A 23,097-nucleotide genomic window follows, 5' to 3' on the forward strand; every position below is an offset into this window, starting at 1 on the left:
GCGTGCCGCAGGTCACACCGCTCCCATAAGGCGAGACGGGTGGTCCGGCGTACGGTGGCGACCGATAAACTGCACGCGGAACGTGATCGGGCGCAGCCTCCGATGTGGTTCCGCCAAATGATCAGCCAGCAGCCGCTGCAACCCCCAGGGAGCGATGTGTCCCGCCGCCTGTTTACCTCGGAGTCCGTGACCGAGGGCCACCCCGACAAGATCGCTGACCAGATCAGCGACACGATCCTCGACGCACTGCTCAGCGAGGACCCGACCTCGCGCGTGGCCGTGGAGACCCTCATCACCACCGGTCTCGTGCACATCGCGGGAGAGGTGACGACGAAGGCCTACGCCCCGATCGCGCAGCTCGTCCGCGAGAAGATCCTCGAGATCGGCTACGACTCGTCGAAGAAGGGCTTCGACGGCGCCTCCTGCGGCGTGTCGGTGTCCATCGGCGCGCAGTCCCCGGACATCGCGCAGGGCGTCGACACCGCCTACGAGACGCGCGTCGAGGGCGACGAGGACGAGCTCGACAAGCAGGGCGCCGGCGACCAGGGCCTGATGTTCGGCTACGCCTGCGACGAGACCCCCGAGCTCATGCCGCTCCCGATCCACCTCGCGCACCGGCTCGCCCGCCGCCTGTCCGAGGTCCGCAAGAACGGGACCATCCCGTACCTGCGCCCCGACGGCAAGACCCAGGTCACCATCGAGTACGACGGGGACAAGGCCGTGCGCCTGGACACCGTCGTCGTGTCCTCGCAGCACGCGTCGGACATCGACCTGGACTCGCTGCTCGCGCCCGACATCCGCGAGTTCGTCGTCGAGCACGTCCTGAACCAGCTGGTCGAGGACGGCATCAAGCTCGACACCGAGGGTTACCGCCTGCTGGTGAACCCGACCGGCCGCTTCGAGATCGGCGGCCCGATGGGCGACGCCGGCCTCACCGGCCGCAAGATCATCATCGACACCTACGGCGGCATGGCCCGCCACGGCGGCGGTGCCTTCTCCGGCAAGGACCCGTCCAAGGTCGACCGCTCCGCCGCCTACGCGATGCGCTGGGTCGCGAAGAACGTCGTCGCCGCCGGTCTGGCCTCGCGCTGCGAGGTCCAGGTCGCGTACGCGATCGGCAAGGCCGAGCCCGTGGGCCTCTTCGTCGAGACCTTCGGCACCGCCAAGGTGGACGTCCAGAAGATCGAGGACGCGATCGGCGAGGTCTTCGACCTGCGTCCGGCCGCGATCATCCGCGACCTGGACCTGCTGCGGCCGATCTACGCCCAGACCGCCGCCTACGGCCACTTCGGCCGTGAGCTGCCGGACTTCACCTGGGAGCGCACCGACCGCGTGGACGCGCTGCGCGCGGCCGCGGGTCTGTAGGACCGCCCGCCGAACGGCCCCGGACCGTCAGGTCCGGGGCCGTTCGCGTGTCCGCGCCGCCGCCGGGCCGGATCGTGTCCGTGCCGTCCCGGGCCTCCGTCGCCGTCCGCTGTCACAGGTGTTTGGTAAGAATGCGGGTGTGAGCAGCGCGAACGATTCCCCGCCGGAGCAGCTCGCGCTGATCCGGGAGATGGTCGCCGAGGCGAAGGCCAAGGCGCCCAAGGCGAAGCCCCGCACCTGGCGCGGGGCCGCCCTCGCGGAGGAGCTGCCCGTCGCCCGCGTCCTCGTGAACAAGGGCGTCCTCCACCTCGACCAGCTCTGGGACTACGCCGTCCCGGCCGAGCTCTCCGAGGCCGCGCAGCCCGGCGTCCGCGTCCGGGTGCGGTTCGGGGCCGGCTCGCACCACGTGCGCGGCGGCCGCCGCGAGGGCGGCGGGCTCATCGACGGGTTCGTCGTCGAACGCCGCGCCGAGTCCGACTACGACGGGGCGCTGGCCGCCCTGGCCCACGTGGTCTCGCCCGAGGTCGTCCTCGGCCCCACGATGCTGGCCCTGGCCCGCGCCGTCGCCGACCGGTACGCGGGCAGCCTCGCCGACGTGCTCCAGCTGGCCCTGCCCCCGCGCAACGCCCGCGCCGAGGGCAAGCCCTCGCCCGAGCCGCTGCCCCCGCCCGTCGTGCCCGACCCCGGGGGCTGGGAGCGGTACGGCGCCGGGACCGCCTTCCTGCGGGCCCTGGCCACCGGCGGCACCCCGCGCGCCGTGTGGACCGCCCTGCCGGGACCCGGCTGGGCCGACGAGCTGGCCCGCGCCGTGGCCGCCACCCTGGCCTCCGGCCGCGGGGCCCTCGCCGTCGTCCCCGACGGCCGGACCGCCGCCCGGGTCGACGCCGCGCTCACCGCGCTCCTCGGCGAGGGGCGGCACGCCCTGCTCACCGCCGAGTCGGGGCCCGAGAAGCGCTACCGCCAGTGGCTCGCGGTCAGCCGCGGCTCGGTGCGGGCCGTCGTCGGGACGCGGGCCGCGATGTTCGCACCCGTACGGGACCTCGGACTCGTCGCCGTCTGGGACGACGGGGACTCCAGCCACAGCGACGACCGCGCCCCCTTCCCGCACGTCCGGGAGGTGCTGGAGCTGCGCTCGGTCACCGACGGCTGCGCCTTCCTGGCCGGGAGCACCAGCTGCACCGTCGAGGCCGCCCAGCTCGTCGAGTCGGGATGGGCGCGGCCGCTCGTCGCGACCCGCGAGACGGTGCGGGCGTCCGCCCCCCGGATCCGCACGGTGGGCGACGAACTGCTGGGCCGCGACGAGGCGGCCCGCACCGCGCGGCTGCCGAGCCTGGCGTGGGAGACCGTACGGGAGGGGCTGAAGACCGGGCCCGTCCTGGTCCAGGTGCCGCGGCGGGGCTACGTGCCCCGGCTGGCGTGCGAGCGGTGCCGCACCCCGGCCCGCTGCACGGTCTGCGCGGGTCCGCTGGAGGCTCCCGACGCACGGGACCTGCAGTGCGGGTGGTGCGGGCGGGGCGAACCGTCCTGGCACTGCGAGGAGTGCGGGTCGTTCCGGCTGCGGGCCCAGGTCGTGGGGGCCCGGCGGACCGCCGAGGAACTGGGGCGGGCCTTCCCGGCCGTGCCCGTACGGACCTCCGGGCGCGACCACGTCCTGGACGAGGTGCCGGACGCGCCCGCACTGGTGGTCTGCACCCCCGGGGCCGAGCCGGTCGCGGCGGGCGCCGGCTACGCGGCGGCGCTTCTCCTGGACGGCTGGGCGATGCTCGGCCGGCCCGACCTGCGGGCCGGGGAGGACGCGCTGCGGCGGTGGATCGCGGCCGCGTCGCTGGTGCGGGCCCAGGGGCAGGTGGTGGTGGTCGCCGAGCCGACGCTGCGTCCGGTCCAGGCCCTCGTGCGGTGGGACCCGGTGGGCCACGCGGTACGGGAGCTGGCCGAGCGGGCCCAGCTGGGCTTCCCGCCGGTGTCCCGGATGGCGGCGGTGGCGGGGCGCGGGGAGGTGGTGGAGGCCTTCCTGGCCGGCGCCGGACTGCCGCCCGACGCCGAGATCCTGGGCCCGGTACCGCTTCCCGGACGGCGCGGGGCGCCCTCCGCCGGGGAACGGGCGCTGGTCCGGGTCCCGCCGGGCAGCGGAGCCGCCCTGGCCGCGGCCCTGAAGGCGGCGCAGGCCGCGCGGATGGCGCGGGGGGTACCGCCGGCGGAGGCGGTCCGGGTCCGGATCGACCCGCCGGACATCGGCTGACGGCGCCCCGGCGGGGCCCGCCCGGGCCGGGCAGCCGAACGCCCCCGGCGGGCCGACCGTACGGGTCGGTCGCCGGGGGCGGTGCTGCTGCGGCGGGGCGGGAGCGGCCGGGCCGTCGGGGGTCGGCGACCCGGCGGCGGGCGCTCCCGGTCAGCCGTTGCGCGGGCCGGGGAAGGCCGCCGGGCGGGGGGCGCCGACCACGGCCTGGGACTCCTCGCGCACGGGCTGCGGGGGCACCGAGCGGGCCGCCGGGACGGTCGGCAGCGGGCCCAGGGTGCGGGTGGTGGTGGTCGTCGCCTCGGCCAGCGGCTCCGCGGCCTCGGCGGTCTGCGCCCGCCGGGCACCGTACCGGCGGTGCACGGCCTGCTTGGTGACACCGAGCGCCGAGCCGACCGCGTCCCACGAGAAGCCGAGCGAGCGGTCGAAGTCCACCGCGGCGGTGACCAGCGTCTCGACGCTGTCCCGGAGCTCCTGCGCCAGGCGGACGGTGGGCGCGGGCGCCCGGCCGTAGACGACGAAGCCCGTGGAGGGACCGGAGCGGCGCGGGCGGTACACATTGCCGAGCTGGGCGGTGAGCGTGCGCAGGGCATCCACCTGCCGGCGAACCCGCTCGATGTCCCGCACCAGGAGGTGCAGGCTGGCCCGGGCTTGGGCGTCGTGGGTGGCGTGGTCGGCCATGAAGAAGCCTCTCGAACCGGTGCTGAAGGGCGGATCGGGCCGCAGACACCGTTCACGACGCGGCCCGTTTTGGTCAATCTCTCTTGACCAACGCGTCACACGGCGCCCAGGTCACGCTGTGGGGGCGTGTCGGCATATGCGAGAGGCGCGCGCGTGTGCGTACGCCCCCTCACGGCCACCGGTGGGGCCGCGGGGGAGCGGGCCCATAGACTGGTGTGCTGCTGACAGCCGAGATAGCGAGGTAGGACCCCAGTGAAGCTCGTCTTCGCAGGCACCCCCGAGGTCGCCGTGCCCGCCCTGGACGCCCTCATCGCCTCCGGGCGGCACGAGGTCGCCGCCGTCGTCACCCGGCCCGACGCACCGGCCGGCCGCGGCCGCCGCCTCGTCGCGAGCCCGGTCGCCGAACGCGCCGAGGAGGCGGGCATCGAGGTCCTCAAGCCCGCCCGTCCGCGCGACCCCGACTTCCAGGCCCGGCTGCGCGAGATCGCCCCCGACTGCTGCCCGGTCGTCGCCTACGGTGCGCTGCTCCCCAAGAGCGCCCTCGACATCCCCCGGCACGGCTGGGTCAACCTGCACTTCTCGCTGCTGCCGGCCTGGCGCGGAGCCGCACCCGTCCAGCACTCGATCATGGCCGGCGACGAGGTCACCGGTGCCTCCACCTTCCAGATCGAGGAGGGGCTGGACTCCGGCCCCGTCTACGGGATCCTGACCGAGGAGATCCGTCCCACCGACACCAGCGGCGACCTGCTGACCCGGCTGGCGTTCGCCGGGTCCGGTCTGCTGTCCGCCACCATGGACGGGATCGAGGACGGCACCCTGCGCGCCGTCGCGCAGCCCCTGGACGGGCTCTCGCTCGCGCCCAAGATCACCGTGGAGGACGCCCGCGTCGACTGGAAGGCCCCGGCGATGCGCGCCGACCGCGTCGTGCGCGGCTGCACGCCGGCTCCGGGCGCCTGGACCGTCTTCCGCGGGGAGCGGCTCAAGCTGATCTCGGTGGGCCTGGTGCCCGACCGCACCGACCTGGAGCCCGGCGTCCTGGCCCCGGCCAAGAACAACGTCCACGTCGGCACCGGATCGCACGCCGTGGAGCTGCTGTGGGTGCAGCCGCAGGGCAAGAAGCCCATGCGCGGCGCCGACTGGGCCCGCGGCGTGCGGATCGCCCCCGGGGAGCGGCTCGGCGGCGGCGACGTAGGCTGATCGGTGGACGCGCGGCCACGGGCCCGCCCCGCACCCCGCGCGTCCCGTGCGCGTCCGCACCACCCCCGCCGTACCCGTAGCACTCGTACATCCGGAGCACCTTTCACGTGAGCGAACAGCCCCGCCGTCGTCCCGCCGCCGCAGGCACGGGGGACAAGCCGGCCAAGTCGGCCAAGCCGCACCGCCGGCCCAAGAAGGACCCCGTCCGGATGCTGGCCTTCCAGGTGCTCCGGGCGGTGGGCGAGCGCGACGCGTACGCCAACCTCGTGCTGCCGCCGCTGCTGCGCAAGGCCCGGCAGGACGAGAGCTTCCAGGCCCGGGACGCGGCGCTGGCCACCGAGCTGGTCTACGGGACGCTCCGCCGGCAGGGCACGTACGACGCCGTCATCAAGGCCTGCATCGACCGGCCGCTGCGCGAGGTGGACCCGCCGGTCCTCGACGTGCTCTCGCTCGGCGCGCACCAGTTGCTGGGCACCCGCATCCCCACGCACGCCGCGGTCTCGGCGAGCGTGGAGCTGGCCCGGGCGGTGCTCGGCGACGGGCGCGCCAAGTTCGTGAACGCGGTGCTGCGCAAGATCGCCGCGCACGACATGGACGGCTGGCTGGAGCGGGTCGCCCCGCCGTACGAGGACGACGCCGAGGAGCACCTCGCGGTCTACCACTCGCACCCGCGCTGGGTCGTCAGCGCCCTGTGGGACTCCCTGGGCGGCGGCCGCGCCGGGATCGAGGACCTGCTGGAGGCCGACAACGAGCGGCCCGAGGTGACGCTCGTCGCCCGCCCCGGCCGGTCGACCCCGCAGGAGCTGCTGGAGGCGGTGGGCGAGGATTCGGCGCTGCCGGGCCGCTGGTCGCCGTACGCCGTCCGGATGGCCGAGGGCGGTGAGCCGGGCGCGCTGGAGGCGGTGCGCGAGGGCCGCGCCGGGGTCCAGGACGAGGGCAGCCAGCTCGTGGCGATGGCCCTCGCGGCGGCGCCGGTCGAGGGCCGCGACGAGCGCTGGCTGGACGGCTGCGCGGGCCCCGGCGGCAAGGCGGCCCTGCTCGCGGCGCTGGCCGCGCAGCGCGGAGCCTTCCTGCTGGCCTCCGAGAAGCAGCCGCACCGGGCGCGCCTGGTGGAGAACGTGCTGGCCGGCAACCCCGGCCCGTACCAGGTCATCGCCGCGGACGGCACCCGGCCGCCGTGGCGTCCGGGCACCTTCGACCGCGTGCTGATGGACGTGCCGTGCACGGGCCTGGGCGCGCTGCGGCGCCGTCCGGAGGCGCGCTGGCGGCGCCGCCCGGAGGACCTGGAGGGCTTCGCCCCGCTGCAGCGCGGGCTGCTGCGGGAGGCCCTGTCGGCGGTCCGGGTGGGCGGGATCGTGGGCTACGCGACGTGCTCCCCGCACCTGGCGGAGACCCGGGTGGTGGTGGACGACGTCCTGAAGGGCCGGGGCGCGGGCAACGAGCCGGTGGCGGCCGAGCTGATCGACGCCCGTCCGTACATGTCGGGCGTACCGGCCCTCGGCGACGGGCCGGACGTCCAGCTGTGGCCGCACCTGCACGGGACCGACGCGATGTACCTGGCGCTGCTGCGCCGCACGGCGTAGCCGGCGGGGGCGGGGGCGCACCGATCGGGGCGTGAAATCCGGTCAAATGATCCGCATGATCATTTGACCGGTGCCGCGGCCGTCCCGACTTCCGGGGTCGTGGCCGGAACGGGCCGGTGGCATGGCACGCTTGGGGCATGGCCGCTCAGATCAACCCCAGCATCCTGTCCGCCGACTTCGCCCGCCTCGCCGAAGAGGCCCGGGCGGTCGAGGGAGCCGACTGGCTGCACGTCGACGTCATGGACAACCACTTCGTGCCGAACCTGACGCTCGGGGTGCCGATCGTCGAGTCGCTCAGCCGGGCCACGGACACCCCGCTGGACCTCCACCTGATGATCGAGGACCCGGACCGCTGGGCCCCGCAGTACGTCGAGGCGGGGGCCGGATCGGTCACCTTCCACGCGGAGGCCGCGGCCGCCCCCGTGCGGCTGGCGCGCGAGATCCGGGCGAAGGGGGCGCGGGCGTCCATGGCGCTCAAGCCGGCGACGCCGATCGAGCCGTACGAGGACCTCCTCCCCGAGCTCGACATGCTGCTGATCATGACGGTCGAGCCGGGCTTCGGCGGCCAGTCCTTCCTCGACATCATGCTGCCCAAGATCCGCCGGACCCGGGAGCTGATCGCCAAGCACGGTCTGGAGCTGTGGCTCCAGGTCGACGGCGGGGTCTCGGCCTCGACCATCGAGCGCTGCGCCGAGGCCGGAGCCGACGTGTTCGTGGCGGGCAGCGCGGTCTACGGGGCGGCGGATCCGGCCGCCGCGGTGCGTACGCTGCGCGAGCAGGCGGGTGCGGCGATCGCCGCGGCGCCGTGGGCTTGCGACCACTGAGTCGAGCGTTGGTGGACGGCTCGGTGAACGGCAGCCGTCCAGGCTGATCAACGGCCGCCGGATCTGACAGGATGAACGGCGAGTCGAGAGTGTGAACACGAGAGTGTGAACAGCAGTGAGGAGAACGCGGTGTCTGCAATGTCGGCGGGACGGTCAGCCCTGCGGATGGGACCCGCGGAGCTGGTGCAGGCGGCGGCCATGGCGCGCCGTTTCTACCTGGAGGGCAAGTCCAAGATCCAGATCGCCGAGGAGTTCGGCGTGAGCCGCTTCAAGGTGGCCCGGGTCCTGGAGACCGCCCTCGAACGGGACCTCGTGCGCATCGAGATCCGGGTGCCGGCGGAACTGGACGCGGAGCGCTCCGACGCGCTGCGCTCCCGGTACGGGCTGCGGCACGCGGTGGTCGTGGAGTCGCCGGCCGACGCGACCGAGGACGCCCCCGACCCGGAGAACCTGGGGGCGGTCGCCGCCGACCTGCTGGGCGAGCTGGTCAACGAGGGCGACGTACTGGGCCTGGCGTGGGGCCGGTCGACCATCCACATGGCGGCGTCCCTGCACCGGCTGCCCCCCTGCACCGTCGTACAGCTGACGGGCGTGTACGACGCCGGTACCGCCGAGCGCGGCTCGGTGGAGGCGGTGCGCCGGGCCGCCCAGGTCTCGGGCGGCGACGCCCACCCGATCTACGCACCGATGCTGCTGCCCGACCCGGCGACCGCGGCGGCGCTGCGGAGCCAGACCGGGATCGCGCGCGCCTTCGAGTACTTCGACAAGGTGACCGTCGCGGCCGTCTCCATCGGCTCGTGGGAGCCGGGGATCTCGACCGTGCACGACATGCTCAGCGACGAGGAGCGGGCCCACTACGCCTCGCTGGGCGTCGCGGCGGAGATGTCCGCCCACCTCTTCGACGCGGAGGGCCGGCGCGTCGGACGCGACCTCGGCGAGCGGTGCATCACCGTCGAGGCCGACCGGCTGCGCCGGATCCCCGAGGTCGTTGCGATCGCGGGCGGGCTGCGGAAGGCGTCCGCCATCGGCGCCGTCCTGCGGTCGGGCCTGGTGACCAGCCTGGTCACGGACACGGCGGTCGCGGACTACCTGCTGACCGAGTCGGAGCCGGGGCTGCGGCCTGCGCTGGAACGCGCCGACCCGGACGACTAAGGGCTGTCCCGTAATCCCCGGCGGGCGCGCGGCGACAGCTACGGCACCTCGCCGCGTTGTCGGAACGTCCGGATACGTCCAGTATCCGGACGCTCCTCCGCCTTGCGATGTACCGCATCTGACGCCGCGCGCTGATCCACCGGGGATTACGGGGCAGCCCTTGGCGAAAGCGGCCCTTCCGGCCCCTTCCGCTGCCCCGTCGCGGCCTCCCCGGGGCGGATGGTGCCGGAATTGAGATCCGAACGGCGGACCGCGCGGCGGCCTGCTGGGCGCATACTGGTTCCAATGACAAAGTCCGCAGTACCTCGCCGCCATTTGCCGTCCAGCCCGTTCAAGGCCCCCGTGGAACCGCCGCTCCGGCAGTTCAGCGTCGGCGACCGGGTCACTCACGACGAGCACGGCCTCGGCCGTGTCGTCGGAATCGAGGAGGGGATCGCCGTTCTCGTCGACTTCGGGTCGGTCCAGAAACGAATCCTGAGTCCGTACACCAAGATGGCCGCGCTCTGAGGCCACGGGGCGATTCGCGAGCGAATCGGATATTTGGCACGATCGGTGCATGATCTTCAGGAACGTGCCCCGATCGTTGCTGCGTCTCCTGGGGGCCGTGTTCCTCTGCGCCGCGCTGGTCGGTGCGGTGGGCTGCGGCGGGTCGAAACCCGCGCCTACCGCCTCCGGCACCAGCGCGAGTCCCGGAACGAGTTCCGGTGCGAGGACCGCCCCCGGTGACGTGCCCGGCGGCGCGTCGAGTGCCGCCGCCCCCGGATGGGCGAAGGGGATGGCGACGGTGCGCGTCGGCGCCCTGCCCCGGCAGGCCCGTGACGTCCTCGTGCTCATCGACGAGGGCGGGCCGTACCCCTACCGGCAGGACGGGACCGTTTTCGGGAACTTCGAGAAGGTCCTTCCCCGGCAGAAGCGCGGCTACTACCACGAGTTCACCGTGAGGACGCCGGGGGAGCGGGACCGCGGGGCCCGGCGGATCGTGACGGGCGAGGGCGGGGAGTTCTTCTACACGGACGACCACTACGAGACCTTCAAGGCGGTCATCCGATGACCCTGGACCCGCAACCCCTCGCCCCCGCGCTCGCCGCCGCCGAGGAGGCGGGCTGGACGACCGTACGGCTCGACCTGGACGGCGTACGGACCAAGGCCGCACTGATGCGCCGGGCCGGGGCCGCACTGGACGTGCCGGACTGGTTCGGGGGGAACTGGGACGCGCTGGCGGACGCGCTGCGGGACCTGTCGTGGCTGCCGGAGGCTGCGGGGCGCCTGGTGGCGGTGACCTCCTGGCGGTCGTTCGCCGCGGCGCGGCCGGCCGACTGGGAGACCCTGCGGGAGGTCCTGGAGGAGGCGGTCGACTTCTGGCGGGAGCGGCCGGAGACGGAGGGAGCGCCGCCGCTGACGGTGCTGCTGGCCGAGGCGGCCGCGCCGCGGGCGCGGGGACGGCGCCAGGACGGCTGAGCGCCGCGTCCCCGTCCGGCGGGGCGGGTGGGCGCCCGGGCGGATCAGATCCGTCCGCGTCCCCGTGTGCTCGTCGGGATCCGGCCGGCGGTCACGATTCCGGCTCCGACGGTGCGGAGTCCGCACCGCCGGCCATGTCCGGACCCTGGGCGCGGACCCGGTGGACCGCGTCCAGGGAGCCGCGCAGGTCCGCCAGCCAGGCGTCGGTGTTGCTCCCGACGAGGCGTACGCACCAGGCCAGGGCGTCGGCGCGGCTGCGGGCCACGCCGCCGGCGACGAGGGTGTCCAGGACCTGGCGCTCGGACTGCCGCAGGCGGCTCATCACGGGGACCGCGAGGTGGGTGAAGAGCGTGGTCTCCCCGCCCGACCGCACGCCCCAGGAGACCTTGCGGCGGTAGAGCTCCTCGGCTTCGCGGGCCACCTCCACGCGCCGGTCGCGGGTGCGTTCGCGGAACTCCCCGACGGACTCGCCCGCCGGGACGGTGCCGACGACGGTGATCTCCTCGCGGTCGGCCGTGACGGAGACGAGGGACGCGAAGACGTCCGCGGGCAGACGCTCGGCGAACCATGCGCGCAGCTGCTCGACCTGCTCGGTTGTAATCATGTAATCAACGTTGCATCCGATGCCGCCTTGATCACAAGGGGGGCGGTGCGGGTGGGAACGGGGCGGACGGCGAACCGGGACGCGCGTCCGGAACGCGCGTTCGGGATTCCCGGGCTCCGCGATGGCCGAATCCGGGCCCGGCCCGGCGGAACCCGCTGCCGGGCGCCGAAATCTGGGTAGCGTGTGCGGGGGCGCCGGTGGGCGGCGATCGGCCGCCCGGCGCACGGGTTGCGGCGCCCCGCGCCGCGGGGCCGACGACGGTTCCTCTCGGTCACGCAGCCATCGGATCCAGCTGGTCGCGGGGGAGGCCCGGATGGCTCGCGCAGTCCTGCCGGAGGATTCCACGAAGGAAGTCTCCGAGCTGATCGACGCCCTGATCCCTTCGCTCTTCGAGTCGTTACCCCGGCGGGACCAGCGGAACTGGGCCCGCGTCTACCTGAACGGACTCGTGCGGGCCACGGGGAAGAAGACGATCCGCACGATCGCCGGAACCGGGGTCGGCCCCGTGGAGCAGAGCCTCCAGCAGTTCATCAGCAAGTCCCCGTGGGAGTGGACACCGGTACGGCGCTCCCTCGCCCGGTACCTCGAACAGACCGCCCGGCGCCCCCTGGCCTGGGTGCTCCGGCCCCTGGTCATCGAGAAGGCCGGCGACCGCTCCGTGGGCGTCGGCCGCCAGTTCGTCCCGCAGCTCGGCCGCACCGCCAACTGCCAGCAGGCGAGCGGCGTCTGGCTCGCCTCCAGCGACGCCGGCTTCCCGGTCGAGTGGACCCTCACCCTTCCCGGGCCCTGGACCGGCGAACCCGTGCTCCGGCGGCGGGCCGGCATCCCCGAGACCGCGCGCTCCCTCAGCCCGGCCGAGGACGCCGTGCTCGCCGTGCAGCGGATGGCCGCCACCTGGCAACTCCAGCGCAGGCCCGTGGTGATGGAGGTGGCCAACGCGGACCTGGCGCGGAGCGTCGAGTCGTTCGCCCTCCAGGACATCCCCTTCGTCCTCAAGGTCGACGGCTCCCTGCCCGTCTCCTTCGGCGGCGCCGGGCGGCACAAGCCCGGACCGCACACCGCGTCCGCCCGGGAGCTCGCCGATTCGCTGCGCTCCCAGCGCCGCGCCGTCGAATGGGCCCCGCCCGGTGGCGCCGCGGACGCGCTGACCCTGCTGGCCGCGGCCCCGGTCCTCGCCGCCCCCTGCGGGGACCGGCCCGCGCCCGCGCCGACCGGCCCGCTGCTGCTGGTCGGGGCCTGGACCGAAGCCGCCGCGCCGCCGTCCGAGTTCTGGATCACCAACATCGGCGACCGGCCCCTCGCGCAGGTGTTCCTGCTGGCCAAGCTCGCCGACCGGGTCTCCCTCGACTTCACGGAGACCTGCGAGTCCGTGGGCATCCGCGACTTCGAGGGGCGCTCCTTCCGCGGCTGGCACCACCACGCCACGCTGGCGAGCGTGGCCCACGCGGCGACGCTCCTGGCCGGCCGCGGCCGCCCGTCCGACGGCCGCAGCGGCCCCGCCCGCGCGGGGGCGGCGGCCGGCGCACCGCGGCCCCTCGTCCCGGGGCCCCTGATTCCGGGGCGGTCCCGTGCCGGCGGGACCAAGGTCCCGTAGGAACCGACCAGGCGGCCCGGAATGTCCTGGACGATCGGCCCGGGCGGCGCGCACGCCAGGACGTGGGAGGATGAAGTACGTGCGTTTCCTCGGCTGCCCTGTCAGCCATCTAGAAGGATCCTTCGATCGACTGGGATGTTCAGCACGTGCGTTTCCTCAATGACCTGAAGCCGCCGTACGACCTGACGTACGACGATGTGTTCATGGTGCCGAGCCGCTCCGCGGTCGGTTCCCGCCAGGGCGTCGACCTGTCCGCGCCCGACGGCACCGGCACCACCATTCCGCTGGTCGTGGCGAACATGACCGCCATCGCGGGACGCCGGATGGCCGAGACCGTCGCGCGCCGCGGCGGCATCGTCGTCATCCCGCAGGACATTCCGATCGAAGTCGTCACCGACGTCATCTCCTGGGTGAAGACCCGCCACCTCGTGCTCGACACCCCGATCACGCTGGCGCCGACCCAGACCGTCGCGGACGCGCTGTCCCTGCTGCCCAAGCGGGCCCACGGCGCCGGCGTCGTCGTGGACGGCGAGGGCCGCCCGCTCGGCGTCGTCACCGACCACGACCTGACGGGCGTCGACCGCTTCACCCAGCTCTCCGAGGTCATGTCGAAGGAGCTGCTGCTCATCGACGCCGACATCGACCCCCGCGAGGCCTTCAACAAGCTCGACGCCGGCCACCGCAAGCTGGCCCCGGCCGTCGACGAGGACGGCAGGCTCGTCGGCATCCTGACCCGCAAGGGCGCCCTGCGGGCGACGCTCTACACCCCCGCCACCGACGCGAACGGCAAGCTGCGCATCGCGGCCGCCGTCGGCATCAACGGCGACTTCGCGGCCAAGGCCAAGCAGCTCCTCGACGCGGGCGTCGACACGATCGTCATCGACACGGCCCACGGGCACCAGGAGTCGATGATCACCGCGATCAAGGCCGTCCGCGCCCTGGACCCGCAGGTCCCGATCGTCGCCGGCAACATCGTCGCCGCCGAGGGCGTCAAGGACCTCATCGAGGCCGGCGCCGACATCATCAAGGTCGGTGTGGGCCCCGGCGCCATGTGCACCACCCGCATGATGACCGGCGTGGGCCGCCCGCAGTTCTCCGCGGTGCTGGAGTGCGCCGCCGAGGCCAAGAAGTACGGCAAGCACGTATGGGCCGACGGCGGCGTCCGCCACCCCCGCGACGTGGCGATGGCGCTGGCCGCCGGCGCCTCCAACGTCATGATCGGCTCCTGGTTCGCCGGGACCTACGAGTCCCCGGGCGACCTCCAGCAGTCCGCCGACGGGCGCTTCTACAAGGAGTCCTTCGGCATGGCCTCGGCCCGCGCGGTCCGCAACCGCACCTCCGAGGAGTCCGCCTACGACCGTGCCCGCAAGGCGCTGTTCGAGGAGGGCATCTCCACCTCGCGCATGTTCCTCGACCCGTCCCGCCCGGGCGTCGAGGACCTGATCGACTCGATCATCGCGGGCGTCCGCTCCTCCTGCACCTACGCCGGTGCCGGCTCCCTCGCGGAGTTCGAGGAGAAGGCCGTGATCGGCATCCAGTCCGCCGCCGGCTACGCCGAGGGCAAGCCGCTGCACGCCAGCTGGAGCTAGTCCCCGCGGTGCTTCCCCGTGGCCCCGGACGTCCTTCCAGGACGGCCGGGGCCACGGGCGTTCCCGGGCCCGGGTGCGCGCCGCGGCCGCCGTGCGCGTCAGGTCCCGGCGCGGCCGCTGTCCGGCGGTGAACTGTGCACGCCCGCCCGGTACTTCGGAATCCGTACCGTCACCTTCATGCCCGCGCCGACCCCGGTCTCGACCACCAGCCCGTACGCGTCCCCGTACACCTGCCGGAGCCGCTCGTCGACGTTGGGCAGGCCGACCCCCGAGGACGAGCCGCCCCGCTCCCCGGCCAGGATCCGGCGCAGCAGGTCCGGTTCCATCCCCACCCCGTTGTCCTCCACCGTGATCACCGCCTCCGGGCCCGCGTCCCGCGCCGCGATGGTGATCCGGCACTCCGCGGTGGAGTCCTCCAGCCCGTGCTTGACGGCGTTCTCCACCAGCGGCTGGAGGCAGAGGAACGGCAGGGCCACCGGCAGCACCTCGGGCGCCACCCGCAGGGTCACCTTCAGCCGGTCCCCGAACCGGGCGCCGGCCAGCGCCAGGTACTGCTCGATGGAGCGCAACTCGTCGGCCAGCGCGGTGAACTCCCCGTGCCGGCGGAAGGAGTAGCGGGTGAAGTCCGCGAACTCCAGCAGCAGGTCCCGGGCCCGCTCCGGATCGGTCCTCACGAACGAGGCGATCGCCGCGAGGGAGTTGAAGACGAAGTGCGGGGAGATCTGCGCCCGCAGCGCCTTGATCTCCGCCTCCATCAGCCGCGTCCGCGACCGGTCCAGCTCGGAGAGCTCCAGCTGTACGGAGACCCACCGCGCGACCTCGGTCGCCGCCCGCACCAGCACCGCCGACTCCCGCGACCCGTACGCCACCAGCGCACCCAGCATCCCGTCCTCACCGGTGAGGGGGGCCACCACCGCCCACTTCAGCGGGCAGTCGGGCCGCTCGCACCCGGTGCGCACGCTCTGGCTGCGCCCCGAGTCCAGCGTCTGCGCGACCCGGTCCATCGCCCCCCGCCCGTGGTGGTCGGCGCCCGGTCCGTCCCAGGCCAGCACCGACTCCCGGTCGGTCAGGCACAGGGCCTCCGTGCCCAGCAGCGACCGCAGCCGCCGCGCCGCCTTGCGGGCCGCGTCCTCGGTCAGCCCGGCGCGCAGCGGCGGAGCCGCCAGCGAGGCCGTGTGCAGGGTGTGGAAGGTGGCCCGCTCCACCGGCGTCCCCAGGTCCACCGCCGCCCGGCCGTCGTGCCGGGCGTGCAGCCGCCCCGCCGCCCAGCCCGCCGCCAGCAGCAGGGCCGCCGCCGCCACCGCGAGGAGGACGGTCACCGCCCCGGTCACCGGGCGCCCCCCACCCGGTCGCCGGCCACGCCCTCCGGCAGGTGCAGCCGGGCCAGGGTGGCCGCCGTACCGGCCGGGACGCGCGCACGGGTGCCCAGCGACACCAGGACCATCGTCAGGAACCCCAGCGGCACCGACCAGACCGCCGGCCACGCCAGCAGCGTGTGCGCCCACCCCGCCGGAGCCAGCCCCGCCCGGGTCGCCAGCACCGCGCTCAGCGCCGCCCCGCCCCCGGTGACCAGCCCGGCCACCGCACCCGGCGGGGTCAGCCCGCGCCACCAGATCCCCAGCACCAGCAGCGGGCAGAACGACGAGGCCGACACGGCGAACGCCAGCCCCACCGCGTCCGCCACCGGCACGTCCCGGGCCGCCACGCTCCCGGCCAGCGGCACCAGGACCGCGACGAGCACCGCCCAGCGGAAGCTGCGCACCCCGCGCGACGGCAGCACGTCCTGGTGCAGCACCCCGGCCACCGCCATGGTCAGCCCCGAGGCCGTCGACAGGAACGCGGCGAAGGCGCCCCCGGCCAGCAGCGCCCCCAGCAGCTCCCCGAGCAGTCCGCCCAGCATCCGCTCCGGCAGGACCAGCACGGCCGCGTCCGCGTCGCCGGTCAGGGCCAGTTCGGGGGCGTAGATCCGGCCCAGCGCCCCGTACACCGGCGGCAGCAGGTAGAAGACGCCGACCAGCCCGAGCACGACCAGCGTGGTGCGGCGCGCGGCCCGCCCGTTGGGGCTGGTGTAGAAGCGCACCGCCACGTGCGGCAGCCCCATCGTGCCGAGGAAGGTGGCGAGGATCAGCCCGTACGTCGCGTACAGCCGGTACCCGCGCTCGTCGCCCGACAGCGGCTCCGACCAGCTGGACACGCCGAGCCCGGCCTCCGTCCGGGTCCCCGGGACGGGGGTGCCGGGGGTGAACTCCAGCCGCGCGTGCGCCCGTACGGAGTGCTCCCCGGCGGCGAGGACCAGCGGGACCGCCTCGTACGCCCGGCCGTCCACCTGGCCGGTGACCGTCACGGCGAGGGGCGCCTCCACCGCGAGCCGTACGTCCTCGGCGACGGTGACGGCGGTGTGCCGGCCGAACACGGCCGGGGCGTCGAAGGAGGCGCGCGGGGCGCCGTCCCCGGCCCAGGCGGCCACCAGGAAGAACGCCGGGACCAGCAGCGCGGTGAGCTTGAGCCAGTACTGGAAGGCCTGCACGAAGGTGATGCTGCGCATCCCGCCGGCGGCCACGGCGGCGCCGACCACGACGGCGACGACCACCCCGCCCACCCAGTGCGGTGCCCCGGTGAGGATCTCCAGGGTCAGCCCGGCGCCCTGGAGCTGCGGCAGCAGGTACAGCCAGCCGACGCCGACCACGAACAGCACCGCGATCCGGCGCACGGCCTGCGACTCCAGCCGGGCCTCCGCGAAGTCCGGCAGCGTGTACGCGCCCGAGCGGCGCAGCGGGGCCGCGACCAGCACGAGGAGCACCAGGTAGCCGGCCGTGTAGCCCACCGGGTACCAGAGCATCTCGGGGCCCTGGAGCAGCACCAGCCCGGCCACCCCGAGGAAGGAGGCGGCGGAGAGGTACTCCCCGCTGATGGCGGCCGCGTTCAGCCGGGGGCCCACGGTGCGCGAGGCGACGTAGAAGTCGGAGGTGGTCCGGGATATCCGCAGGCCCAGCGCGCCGACCAGGACCGTGACGAGGACGACGACGGCGACCGCGGTCAGCGCGTACGTCTGGTTCACCGGTCGGTCCTTCGGCTGGAGGAGGGTGACCGGAGTCTATGCACGGCCCCGGAGGGGGCAACAGGCGTGAACCGGCCCGCACCCGGGCCCGGGAGCTCGTCGGCGGCGCGGTCCGCGCCCCGGTCAGCGGGCCGGGTCGCGGTGCTCGGCACAGTCGCGCAGGGCGATCTCCAGCTCGACGTACGACTCCTCCGCGCGCCGGAAGGCCAGCGTCAGGGCGGCTTCCGCGCGGGGCGGGACCTGGTCCCGGACCCCCTCGCCGGCCTCGTACAGGAGGTCCGCCCAGCGGGCGGCGGCGCTGCGCAGGCGGGCCAGCAGCACCGCGGCCTCGGCGGGACCGGCCGGCCGGGTGCGGGGCAGCCCGGCCAGGGCGTCGAGCAGCGCGTGGATCTCGGACATCTCGCTCCTCCCGCCCCGGAAGATCCACGATACGCGGGGGCGTCAACGGCGCCCGGCGCGTCATCCCCGCCGTGCGGCCGACGGTCGCGCCGCGTCGCCGTACGCCCGCGCTCGTGCGACGAGCGGCGTCCGGGGGCGCCGGGCGGTCGGCACCGGGGTCGGCATGGGTGGTCGGCACCGAGGTCGGTCCGGGCGGTCGGTCCGCCGGTTCGGGGCGGCCCTGCCCGTGCCCCGGTCCCGGCGGCCGGACTCAGCCCGTCGCGTGGCGCATCAGCAGGTCCCGCAGCTCCCGCGCGTGCCGGCGGCTGACCTGCAGCTCCGCCGCCCCGACCCGCACGCTGGTGGTGCCCGCGTCCAGCCGGAGCTCGTCGATCCGGCCCAGCGCCACCAGGTGGCGGCGGTGGATCCGGACGAACCCGCGGGCCGCCCAGCGCTCCTCCAGCGTCGACAGGGGGATGCGGACCAGGTGGCTGCCGTCGTCGGTGTGCAGCCGGGCGTAGTCGCCCTGGGCCTCCACGTACGCGATGTCGGCGATGGCCACGAACCGGACGACCCCGCCGAGTTCCACGGCGATCTGGTCCGGGGCGCGCTCGGCGGCGGGCAGCCCGCCGGCGGGCCGGCGCGGACCCGGTACGGACGCGGGCGGCGCCGGGGCCGGTCCGGCGGGCGCGGCGGGCATGCTTCCCGTACCGGGCGGGACCTCCCCGGTGCGGCCCAGCTGCGCGCACGCGCGGCGGACGGCCTCGGCCAGGCGCTCGGGGCGCACGGGCTTCAGCACGTAGTCCACGGCCTTGAGGTCGAAGGCCTGTACGGCGAAGCCCTCGTGGGCCGTGACGAACACGATCAGCGGCGGCCGCGCGAACCCGGCCAGCAGGCGGGCGATGTCCAGGCCCGTCAGCCCGGCCATGTGGATGTCGAGGAAGACCACGTCGATGCCGTCGTCCCCGTCCGGCCCGCCCTCCAGGGCCCGGGTGATCAGGCGCAGGGCCCCGGTGGCGTCCGAGGCGCCCTCCGCGCGGTGGACCCGGGGGTCGGAGCGCAGCAGGAAGAGGAGTTCCTCCAGGAGCGGCTTCTCGTCGTCGACGGCCAGTACGCGCAGCATGCGGCCGAGTGTAGGCACGGCCGCGCCGGGGCGGAACGGTGCGCGGCCCCCGCCCGGGGGGAGGGGGGCGGGGGCCGCGCGGTCCGGTCGGTGGGGGGAGGGAGCCGTGGGGGGAGGCGGGCGGGGGAGGAGGCCCGCGGCTACTTGACGGTGATCAGCTTGCCCTCGGGGGACACGGCGTACCAGGTGCCGCCGACGCCCTGGCCGTTGGTGTCACCGGCCTTCTTGTCGCCGGAGAAGGTGTAGACGGGCCAGCAGTCGATGCTCTGCTGCTTCTTGCCGTCCGGACGGTCCAGGACCCGGTAGTTCTTCTCGATGATCCCCTTGGCGTTCGCCTTGTCCACCGGGGGCACGGCCGGCCACTTCTCCAGGCAGGCGCCCTCGCACTTGGAGACCATCGGCCACTGCGTGTCGGGCTTGAAGCGGTAGACGGTCATGCCCTTCCCGTCGACGATGTGATCGCCGAGCTTGGGGTCGTTGGCGACGGTGAGCGCCCCTTCCGCCTCGGCCGCGCCGCCCGCACCGGCACCCGCTCCGCCCGCCTCGGGCGCCGGAGCCGGCGCTGCCGCGGCGGCCTTGGCCGCCTTCTTGCCGTCCGGGCCGAAGGCGAACCACACGCCGCCGACGCCCTGACCGTTGACGTCGCCCGCCTTGGTGTCCTTGTTGAAGCGGTACGCGGGCCAGCCGGCCACCGTCAGCTGCTTGCTGCCGTCGGTGCGCTCGACCTCGCCCAGCAGGGCCGGGTCCATTCCGGCGGCGGCGGTCACGTCGCCCGCCGAGACCACCGGCCAGGTCTTCTCGCAGTCGCCCTCGCAGTTGGACTTCGGCGGCTTGGCGACGTCCTTGTCGAAGCGGTAGAGGGTGAGCCCGGCGCCGTCGGTGAGGACCTGCCCCAGCTGCTCGTTGGCGGCCGCCGCGAGCTGGCCGGCGGGCTTGGCTCCGGCCCCGGCGGCCGCGTCCGCCACCGGAGCGCCGTAGGGGTCCTGGGCGGAGGCGGCACCGGCGGGCTGGGTCGTGTCGGCGGCCTTGTCGTCCGAGGGGCCACAGGCCGTGGCCGCCAGGGCGACGACGATCGCTGCCGCTGCAAGGGTGGTTCCGCGCTTCATGCCCATGTCGTTCTCCCACGTGTGTGTCCGTCATGTTGTCTCCGCCGGAGCGGCGGCAACTGTGCCCAGGACACGGGGTGGTGGGCGCGATCCGTTCAAGGCGGCCGGTGTGGTCTCTTTCACTCACCCCGCGTCGAACCCGGCCCGCCGCAGGGCCGTGACCACAGCGAGGCCGAGGACCTGGTGCCCCGCGTCGTTGGGGTGCAGTCCGTCCGCCAGGTGCTCGGGTCCGAGCAGGTCACGGCCCGGGAGCACGGCGAGGCGGTCGTCCCCGGCCGCGATCCGGTCGCGGGTCGCGCGCTCCATCGCGTCGCGCAGGGCGCCCAGGGTGGCGCCGAGCCGGTTCGGGGTGCGCTCGGCGTCGGGCCGCAGGAGCGGCGAGACCAGCAGCAGCGGGGTCCGGGGGTGCCCCTGGCGGACCAGTTCGAGGAAGGCGCGCGTGGTTTCGTACAGCAGCGGAGCCGAGAACGGCACCCGGGACCAGCAGTTGGTGCCGAACGCGAGCGTGAGGACGTCGGCGGGGAGTCCGGCGAGCTGCTCGGCCGTGGCGAGTTCGCCGCGCGCGGCCCCCGCGTAGCCGAGGTTGACGGTGTCCCACCCCAGGGCGCGGCCGGCGACCGCGGGCCAGCCGTGGGCCGGGCGGGTGGACCACCAGCCCTCGGTGATGGAGTCGCCGTGCACCACCCAGCGCGGGGCGGACGGCGCCGGGGCGAGGCCGCCGCCGATCCCGCGCAGCCCGAGCACCAGCGGGGACTGCGTCTCGGGCGGGTGGATCGTGAACGGGCCGGTGCCTCCGCCCAGTTCGATGCGGACCACGGATTCCGCCGCCGGTTCGGTGAACGCCTCCGAGACCACCCCGTGGCGGTCCCACAGGGCGAAGCCGTGCGCGAGGTCGTGCAGCGCGTCGGTGGGGCCGGGCAGGGTCGCCCGGTAGTGGATCTCCACCGCCCGGGCCGTCGCGGTGGTGAACTCCAGCCGGACCCCGATGGGCAGGCCGGCGCGCTCGCCGGTGTCCCAGGGCAGCCGCATGGTGTCCGCCGGGTCGGCGCGCACCGGGCGGCCCCCGTCCAGCCAGGCGACGCCGCGCAGGAACGGTCCGGGGTCCTGCCACCCCCCGCCGGTGCCGGTACCCGTGCCCGTGTCCGCGCTCGTGTCCGCGTTCGTCTCCGTATGCGTATCCGTTCCTGTGCCCATGCCCGTACCCATGTCCGTGCCCACGGGGTCCACCCCTCTCTCCTCCGGCCGCCCCGCCCACCCCGGAGCCGCCGCGTTCACCCGTACCCCGCAGGACCCGGTTCCACCGCCGCCGGGGTGCGCCGATCCGTGCGGACCTGCGGGTCCAGGCGGCACGGTGCGGCAGATCTGACGAGGTGTCAAGAAAGGGGGTCGAGGTCGTCTGCGCAGCGATCGATCATCCGTGCGCAACAAAGGACCATGGAGAACGGATCCGCGCAACGATCGTCCGCCAATGTGCAAGGATGGTGCATTACGGGCGGTATCACTCAGCTCGTAGGCTCACTCGCTGTACGTGGAGTGGCGTGGACCGCCTGCTCGGCGGTCCCCCATGCCCAGGCTCTGCCTGCTCCTGCTCCGGACCGCTGCGGTCGATGCCTCGCAACCCCCACCCGCAGCAACCAAGGAGTCCCCTCGTGCTCGATCACGGCCAGGCGCCACCGCTCTCGTCCGAGCCCCGCAGGCCCGCCCACCCGCTGCTGCGCCGCAAGCCCGTCGAGCAGCTGGTCGCCGAGGGCGGCCAGGGTGAGGGCGGAGCGCTCCGCCGCTCGCTCACCATGTGGCAGCTGACCATGATCAGCATCGGCGCCACCCTGGGCACCGGCATCTTCGTCGTGCTCGGCGAGGCCACTCCGATCGCCGGCCCGGCCGTCTTCATCGCCTTCATCGTCGCGGGCCTGACCGCCCTGTTCTCCGCCCTCTCCTACGCCGAGCTGGCGGGCTCCATACCGGTCTCGGGCTCCTCGTACTCGTACGCCTACGCCACCATGGGCGAGCTCGTCGCCTGGGTCTGCGGCTGGTGCCTGATCCTGGAGTACGGCGTCTCGGTCGCGGCCGTCGCCGTCGGCTGGGGCCAGTACCTCAACGAGCTCCTCGACGGGACGCTCGGCCTGACCATCCCCGAGGCCTTCTCCGCCCCGCTCGGCGAGAACGGCTACATCAACCTGCCGGCCCTGGTCGTGGTCCTGCTGTGCATGGTCTTCCTGCTCCGCGGCGCCAAGGAGAGCGCCCGGATCAACTCGATCATGGTCGGGATCAAGATCGTCACGCTGGTGCTCTTCTGCGTCATCGGCTTCATGGGCATCAAGGCGGGCAACTACACCCCGCTGGCCCCGCTCGGCGTCACCGCGATCAGCACCGCCGCCGCGATGCTCTTCTTCTCGTACATCGGCTTCGACGCCGCCTCCACCGCCGGTGAAGAGGCCAAGAACCCGAAGCGCGACCTGCCGCGCGCGATCATGCTCTCGCTGGGCATCGTCACCGCCCTGTACTGCCTCGTCGCCCTGGTCGCGGTCGGCGCCATGCCGTGGCAGGAGTTCGAGGGCAGCGAGGCAGCCCTGGCCAAGATCATGGAGAACGTCACCGGACACGCCTTCTGGAGCGTCGTCCTCGCGACGGGCGCGGTCGTCGCCATCGCCAGCGTCGTCTTCGCCGTCCTCTACGGCCAGACCCGCATCCTCTTCGCGATGTCCCGCGACGGCCTGATCCCGAAGGCCTTCGCGAAGGTCGACCCGAAGACCGGCACCCCGCGCGTCAACACGATCATCGTCTGCCTCTTCTGCGGGATCCTGGCCGCCACCATCCCGCTCGGCGAGCTGGCGAACGCCACCAGCATCGGCACGCTCTTCGCCTTCGGCCTCGTCAACATCGCGGTCGTCATCCTGCGCTACACCCGCCCCGAGATGAACCGCACCTTCAAGGTGATGCTCTTCCCCGTCACGCCCATCCTGGGCTTCCTCTGCTGCGGCTACCTGATGACCCAGCTGTCGGGGCTCACCTGGGCCGTGTTCGGTGGCTGGATGGCGGTCGGGCTCGTGCTCTACTTCTTCTACGGCATGCGCCGCTCCAGCCTGGCCACTGTCGCCTCCGAGGTCACCCCGGCCGCGGAGGCCGCTGAAGAGAAGTGATCCACCCTC

20 protein-coding genes are annotated in these 23,097 nt (G+C 74.3%); 12 read left to right on the forward strand and 8 right to left on the reverse strand.

All coding sequences use genetic code 11. The features are described 5' to 3' along the window. Positions 1 to 156: 156 nt before the first annotated feature. A complete protein-coding gene (metK, locus tag ACZ6S8_RS13925) occupies positions 157 to 1,365 on the forward strand; it encodes a methionine adenosyltransferase (RefSeq protein ID WP_267722889.1) in 1,209 nt (402 codons plus the stop codon). Positions 1,366 to 1,504: 139 nt separating this feature from the next. Beyond that, entirely contained in the window at positions 1,505 to 3,604 is a 2,100-nt protein-coding gene (locus ACZ6S8_RS13930) for a primosomal protein N' (RefSeq protein ID WP_469455362.1), read from the forward strand. 150 nt (positions 3,605 to 3,754) lie between these two features. On the opposite strand, the gene ACZ6S8_RS13935 is transcribed toward ACZ6S8_RS13930, so the two are convergent. Beyond that, positions 3,755 to 4,282 carry a hypothetical protein gene (locus tag ACZ6S8_RS13935; RefSeq protein WP_469455364.1) on the reverse strand — a complete coding sequence of 176 codons (528 nt, stop codon included), beginning with the start codon at positions 4,280 to 4,282 and terminating at the stop codon, positions 3,755 to 3,757. A gap of 252 nt (positions 4,283 to 4,534) precedes the next feature. Between ACZ6S8_RS13935 and fmt the strand changes: the two genes are divergently transcribed. The 7 genes from fmt (at position 4,535) to ACZ6S8_RS13970 (ending at position 10,496) form a co-directional block, all read left to right on the forward strand. Next, a complete protein-coding gene (gene fmt, locus ACZ6S8_RS13940; RefSeq protein ID WP_469455366.1) occupies positions 4,535 to 5,479 on the forward strand; it encodes a methionyl-tRNA formyltransferase in 945 nt (314 codons plus the stop codon). 107 nt (positions 5,480 to 5,586) lie between these two features. Continuing rightward, entirely contained in the window at positions 5,587 to 7,062 is a 1,476-nt protein-coding gene (locus tag ACZ6S8_RS13945) for an RsmB/NOP family class I SAM-dependent RNA methyltransferase (protein WP_469455368.1), read from the forward strand. Positions 7,063 to 7,199: 137 nt separating this feature from the next. Then, a complete protein-coding gene (gene rpe, locus ACZ6S8_RS13950) occupies positions 7,200 to 7,886 on the forward strand; it encodes a ribulose-phosphate 3-epimerase (protein ID WP_469455370.1) in 687 nt (228 codons plus the stop codon). Positions 7,887 to 8,024: 138 nt separating this feature from the next. Then, positions 8,025 to 9,038, forward strand: a complete 1,014-nt coding sequence (locus ACZ6S8_RS13955; protein ID WP_383923828.1) for a sugar-binding transcriptional regulator — start codon at positions 8,025 to 8,027, stop codon at positions 9,036 to 9,038. Positions 9,039 to 9,323: 285 nt separating this feature from the next. Further along, positions 9,324 to 9,545 (forward strand): CarD family transcriptional regulator, encoded by a 222-nt coding sequence (locus ACZ6S8_RS13960; protein WP_031145007.1) that lies wholly within the window; start codon positions 9,324 to 9,326, stop codon positions 9,543 to 9,545. A 49-nt stretch (positions 9,546 to 9,594) separates the two neighbouring features. After that, positions 9,595 to 10,089 (forward strand): guanyl-specific ribonuclease, encoded by a 495-nt coding sequence (locus tag ACZ6S8_RS13965; protein ID WP_469455372.1) that lies wholly within the window; start codon positions 9,595 to 9,597, stop codon positions 10,087 to 10,089. Next, positions 10,086 to 10,496: a barstar family protein gene (locus ACZ6S8_RS13970; RefSeq protein ID WP_469455374.1), complete on the forward strand. Its 411-nt coding sequence runs from the start codon at positions 10,086 to 10,088 to the stop codon at positions 10,494 to 10,496. The genes ACZ6S8_RS13965 and ACZ6S8_RS13970 overlap by 4 nt, the downstream gene beginning before the upstream one ends. Before the next feature lie 91 nt (positions 10,497 to 10,587). Here ACZ6S8_RS13970 and ACZ6S8_RS13975 read toward each other — a convergent pair whose 3' ends face one another. Further along, complete coding sequence (locus ACZ6S8_RS13975) at positions 10,588 to 11,100, reverse strand: hypothetical protein (protein ID WP_469455376.1); 513 nt, start codon at positions 11,098 to 11,100, stop codon at positions 10,588 to 10,590. Between the two features lie 313 nt (positions 11,101 to 11,413). Here ACZ6S8_RS13975 and ACZ6S8_RS13980 point away from each other — a divergent pair, with 313 nt between their 5' ends. Beyond that, positions 11,414 to 12,694, forward strand: a complete 1,281-nt coding sequence (locus ACZ6S8_RS13980; protein ID WP_469455378.1) for an IS701 family transposase — start codon at positions 11,414 to 11,416, stop codon at positions 12,692 to 12,694. 146 nt (positions 12,695 to 12,840) lie between these two features. Then, positions 12,841 to 14,283 (forward strand): GuaB1 family IMP dehydrogenase-related protein, encoded by a 1,443-nt coding sequence (locus ACZ6S8_RS13985; RefSeq protein ID WP_469455380.1) that lies wholly within the window; start codon positions 12,841 to 12,843, stop codon positions 14,281 to 14,283. Between the two features lie 98 nt (positions 14,284 to 14,381). Here the strand turns inward: ACZ6S8_RS13985 and ACZ6S8_RS13990 are convergent, their stop codons facing one another. From ACZ6S8_RS13990 to ACZ6S8_RS14015, 6 genes are all read right to left on the reverse strand, one after another. Continuing rightward, positions 14,382 to 15,614 (reverse strand): histidine kinase, encoded by a 1,233-nt coding sequence (locus ACZ6S8_RS13990; protein WP_469455381.1) that lies wholly within the window; start codon positions 15,612 to 15,614, stop codon positions 14,382 to 14,384. Continuing rightward, positions 15,611 to 17,341: a sodium/solute symporter gene (locus ACZ6S8_RS13995; protein WP_469455383.1), complete on the reverse strand. Its 1,731-nt coding sequence runs from the start codon at positions 17,339 to 17,341 to the stop codon at positions 15,611 to 15,613. The genes ACZ6S8_RS13990 and ACZ6S8_RS13995 overlap by 4 nt, the downstream gene beginning before the upstream one ends. A 123-nt stretch (positions 17,342 to 17,464) precedes the next feature. Beyond that, positions 17,465 to 17,740, reverse strand: coding sequence for a hypothetical protein (locus tag ACZ6S8_RS14000; protein WP_469455385.1), 276 nt, complete (start codon positions 17,738 to 17,740; stop codon positions 17,465 to 17,467). A 250-nt stretch (positions 17,741 to 17,990) separates the two neighbouring features. Continuing rightward, positions 17,991 to 18,842: a LytR/AlgR family response regulator transcription factor gene (locus ACZ6S8_RS14005; protein WP_469455386.1), complete on the reverse strand. Its 852-nt coding sequence runs from the start codon at positions 18,840 to 18,842 to the stop codon at positions 17,991 to 17,993. A gap of 140 nt (positions 18,843 to 18,982) precedes the next feature. Further along, on the reverse strand, positions 18,983 to 19,954 hold the full coding sequence (locus ACZ6S8_RS14010; RefSeq protein ID WP_469455388.1) for an SCO0930 family lipoprotein: 972 nt from the start codon (positions 19,952 to 19,954) through the stop codon (positions 18,983 to 18,985). Positions 19,955 to 20,071: 117 nt separating this feature from the next. Further along, positions 20,072 to 21,175 (reverse strand): GDSL-type esterase/lipase family protein, encoded by a 1,104-nt coding sequence (locus ACZ6S8_RS14015; RefSeq protein WP_469455389.1) that lies wholly within the window; start codon positions 21,173 to 21,175, stop codon positions 20,072 to 20,074. 422 nt (positions 21,176 to 21,597) lie between these two features. Here ACZ6S8_RS14015 and ACZ6S8_RS14020 point away from each other — a divergent pair, with 422 nt between their 5' ends. Further along, entirely contained in the window at positions 21,598 to 23,088 is a 1,491-nt protein-coding gene (locus ACZ6S8_RS14020; protein WP_469455390.1) for an amino acid permease, read from the forward strand. Positions 23,089 to 23,097: the final 9 nt, after the last annotated feature.

The sequence above is a fragment of the Streptomyces sp. NPDC048461 genome (genome assembly GCF_055587105.1).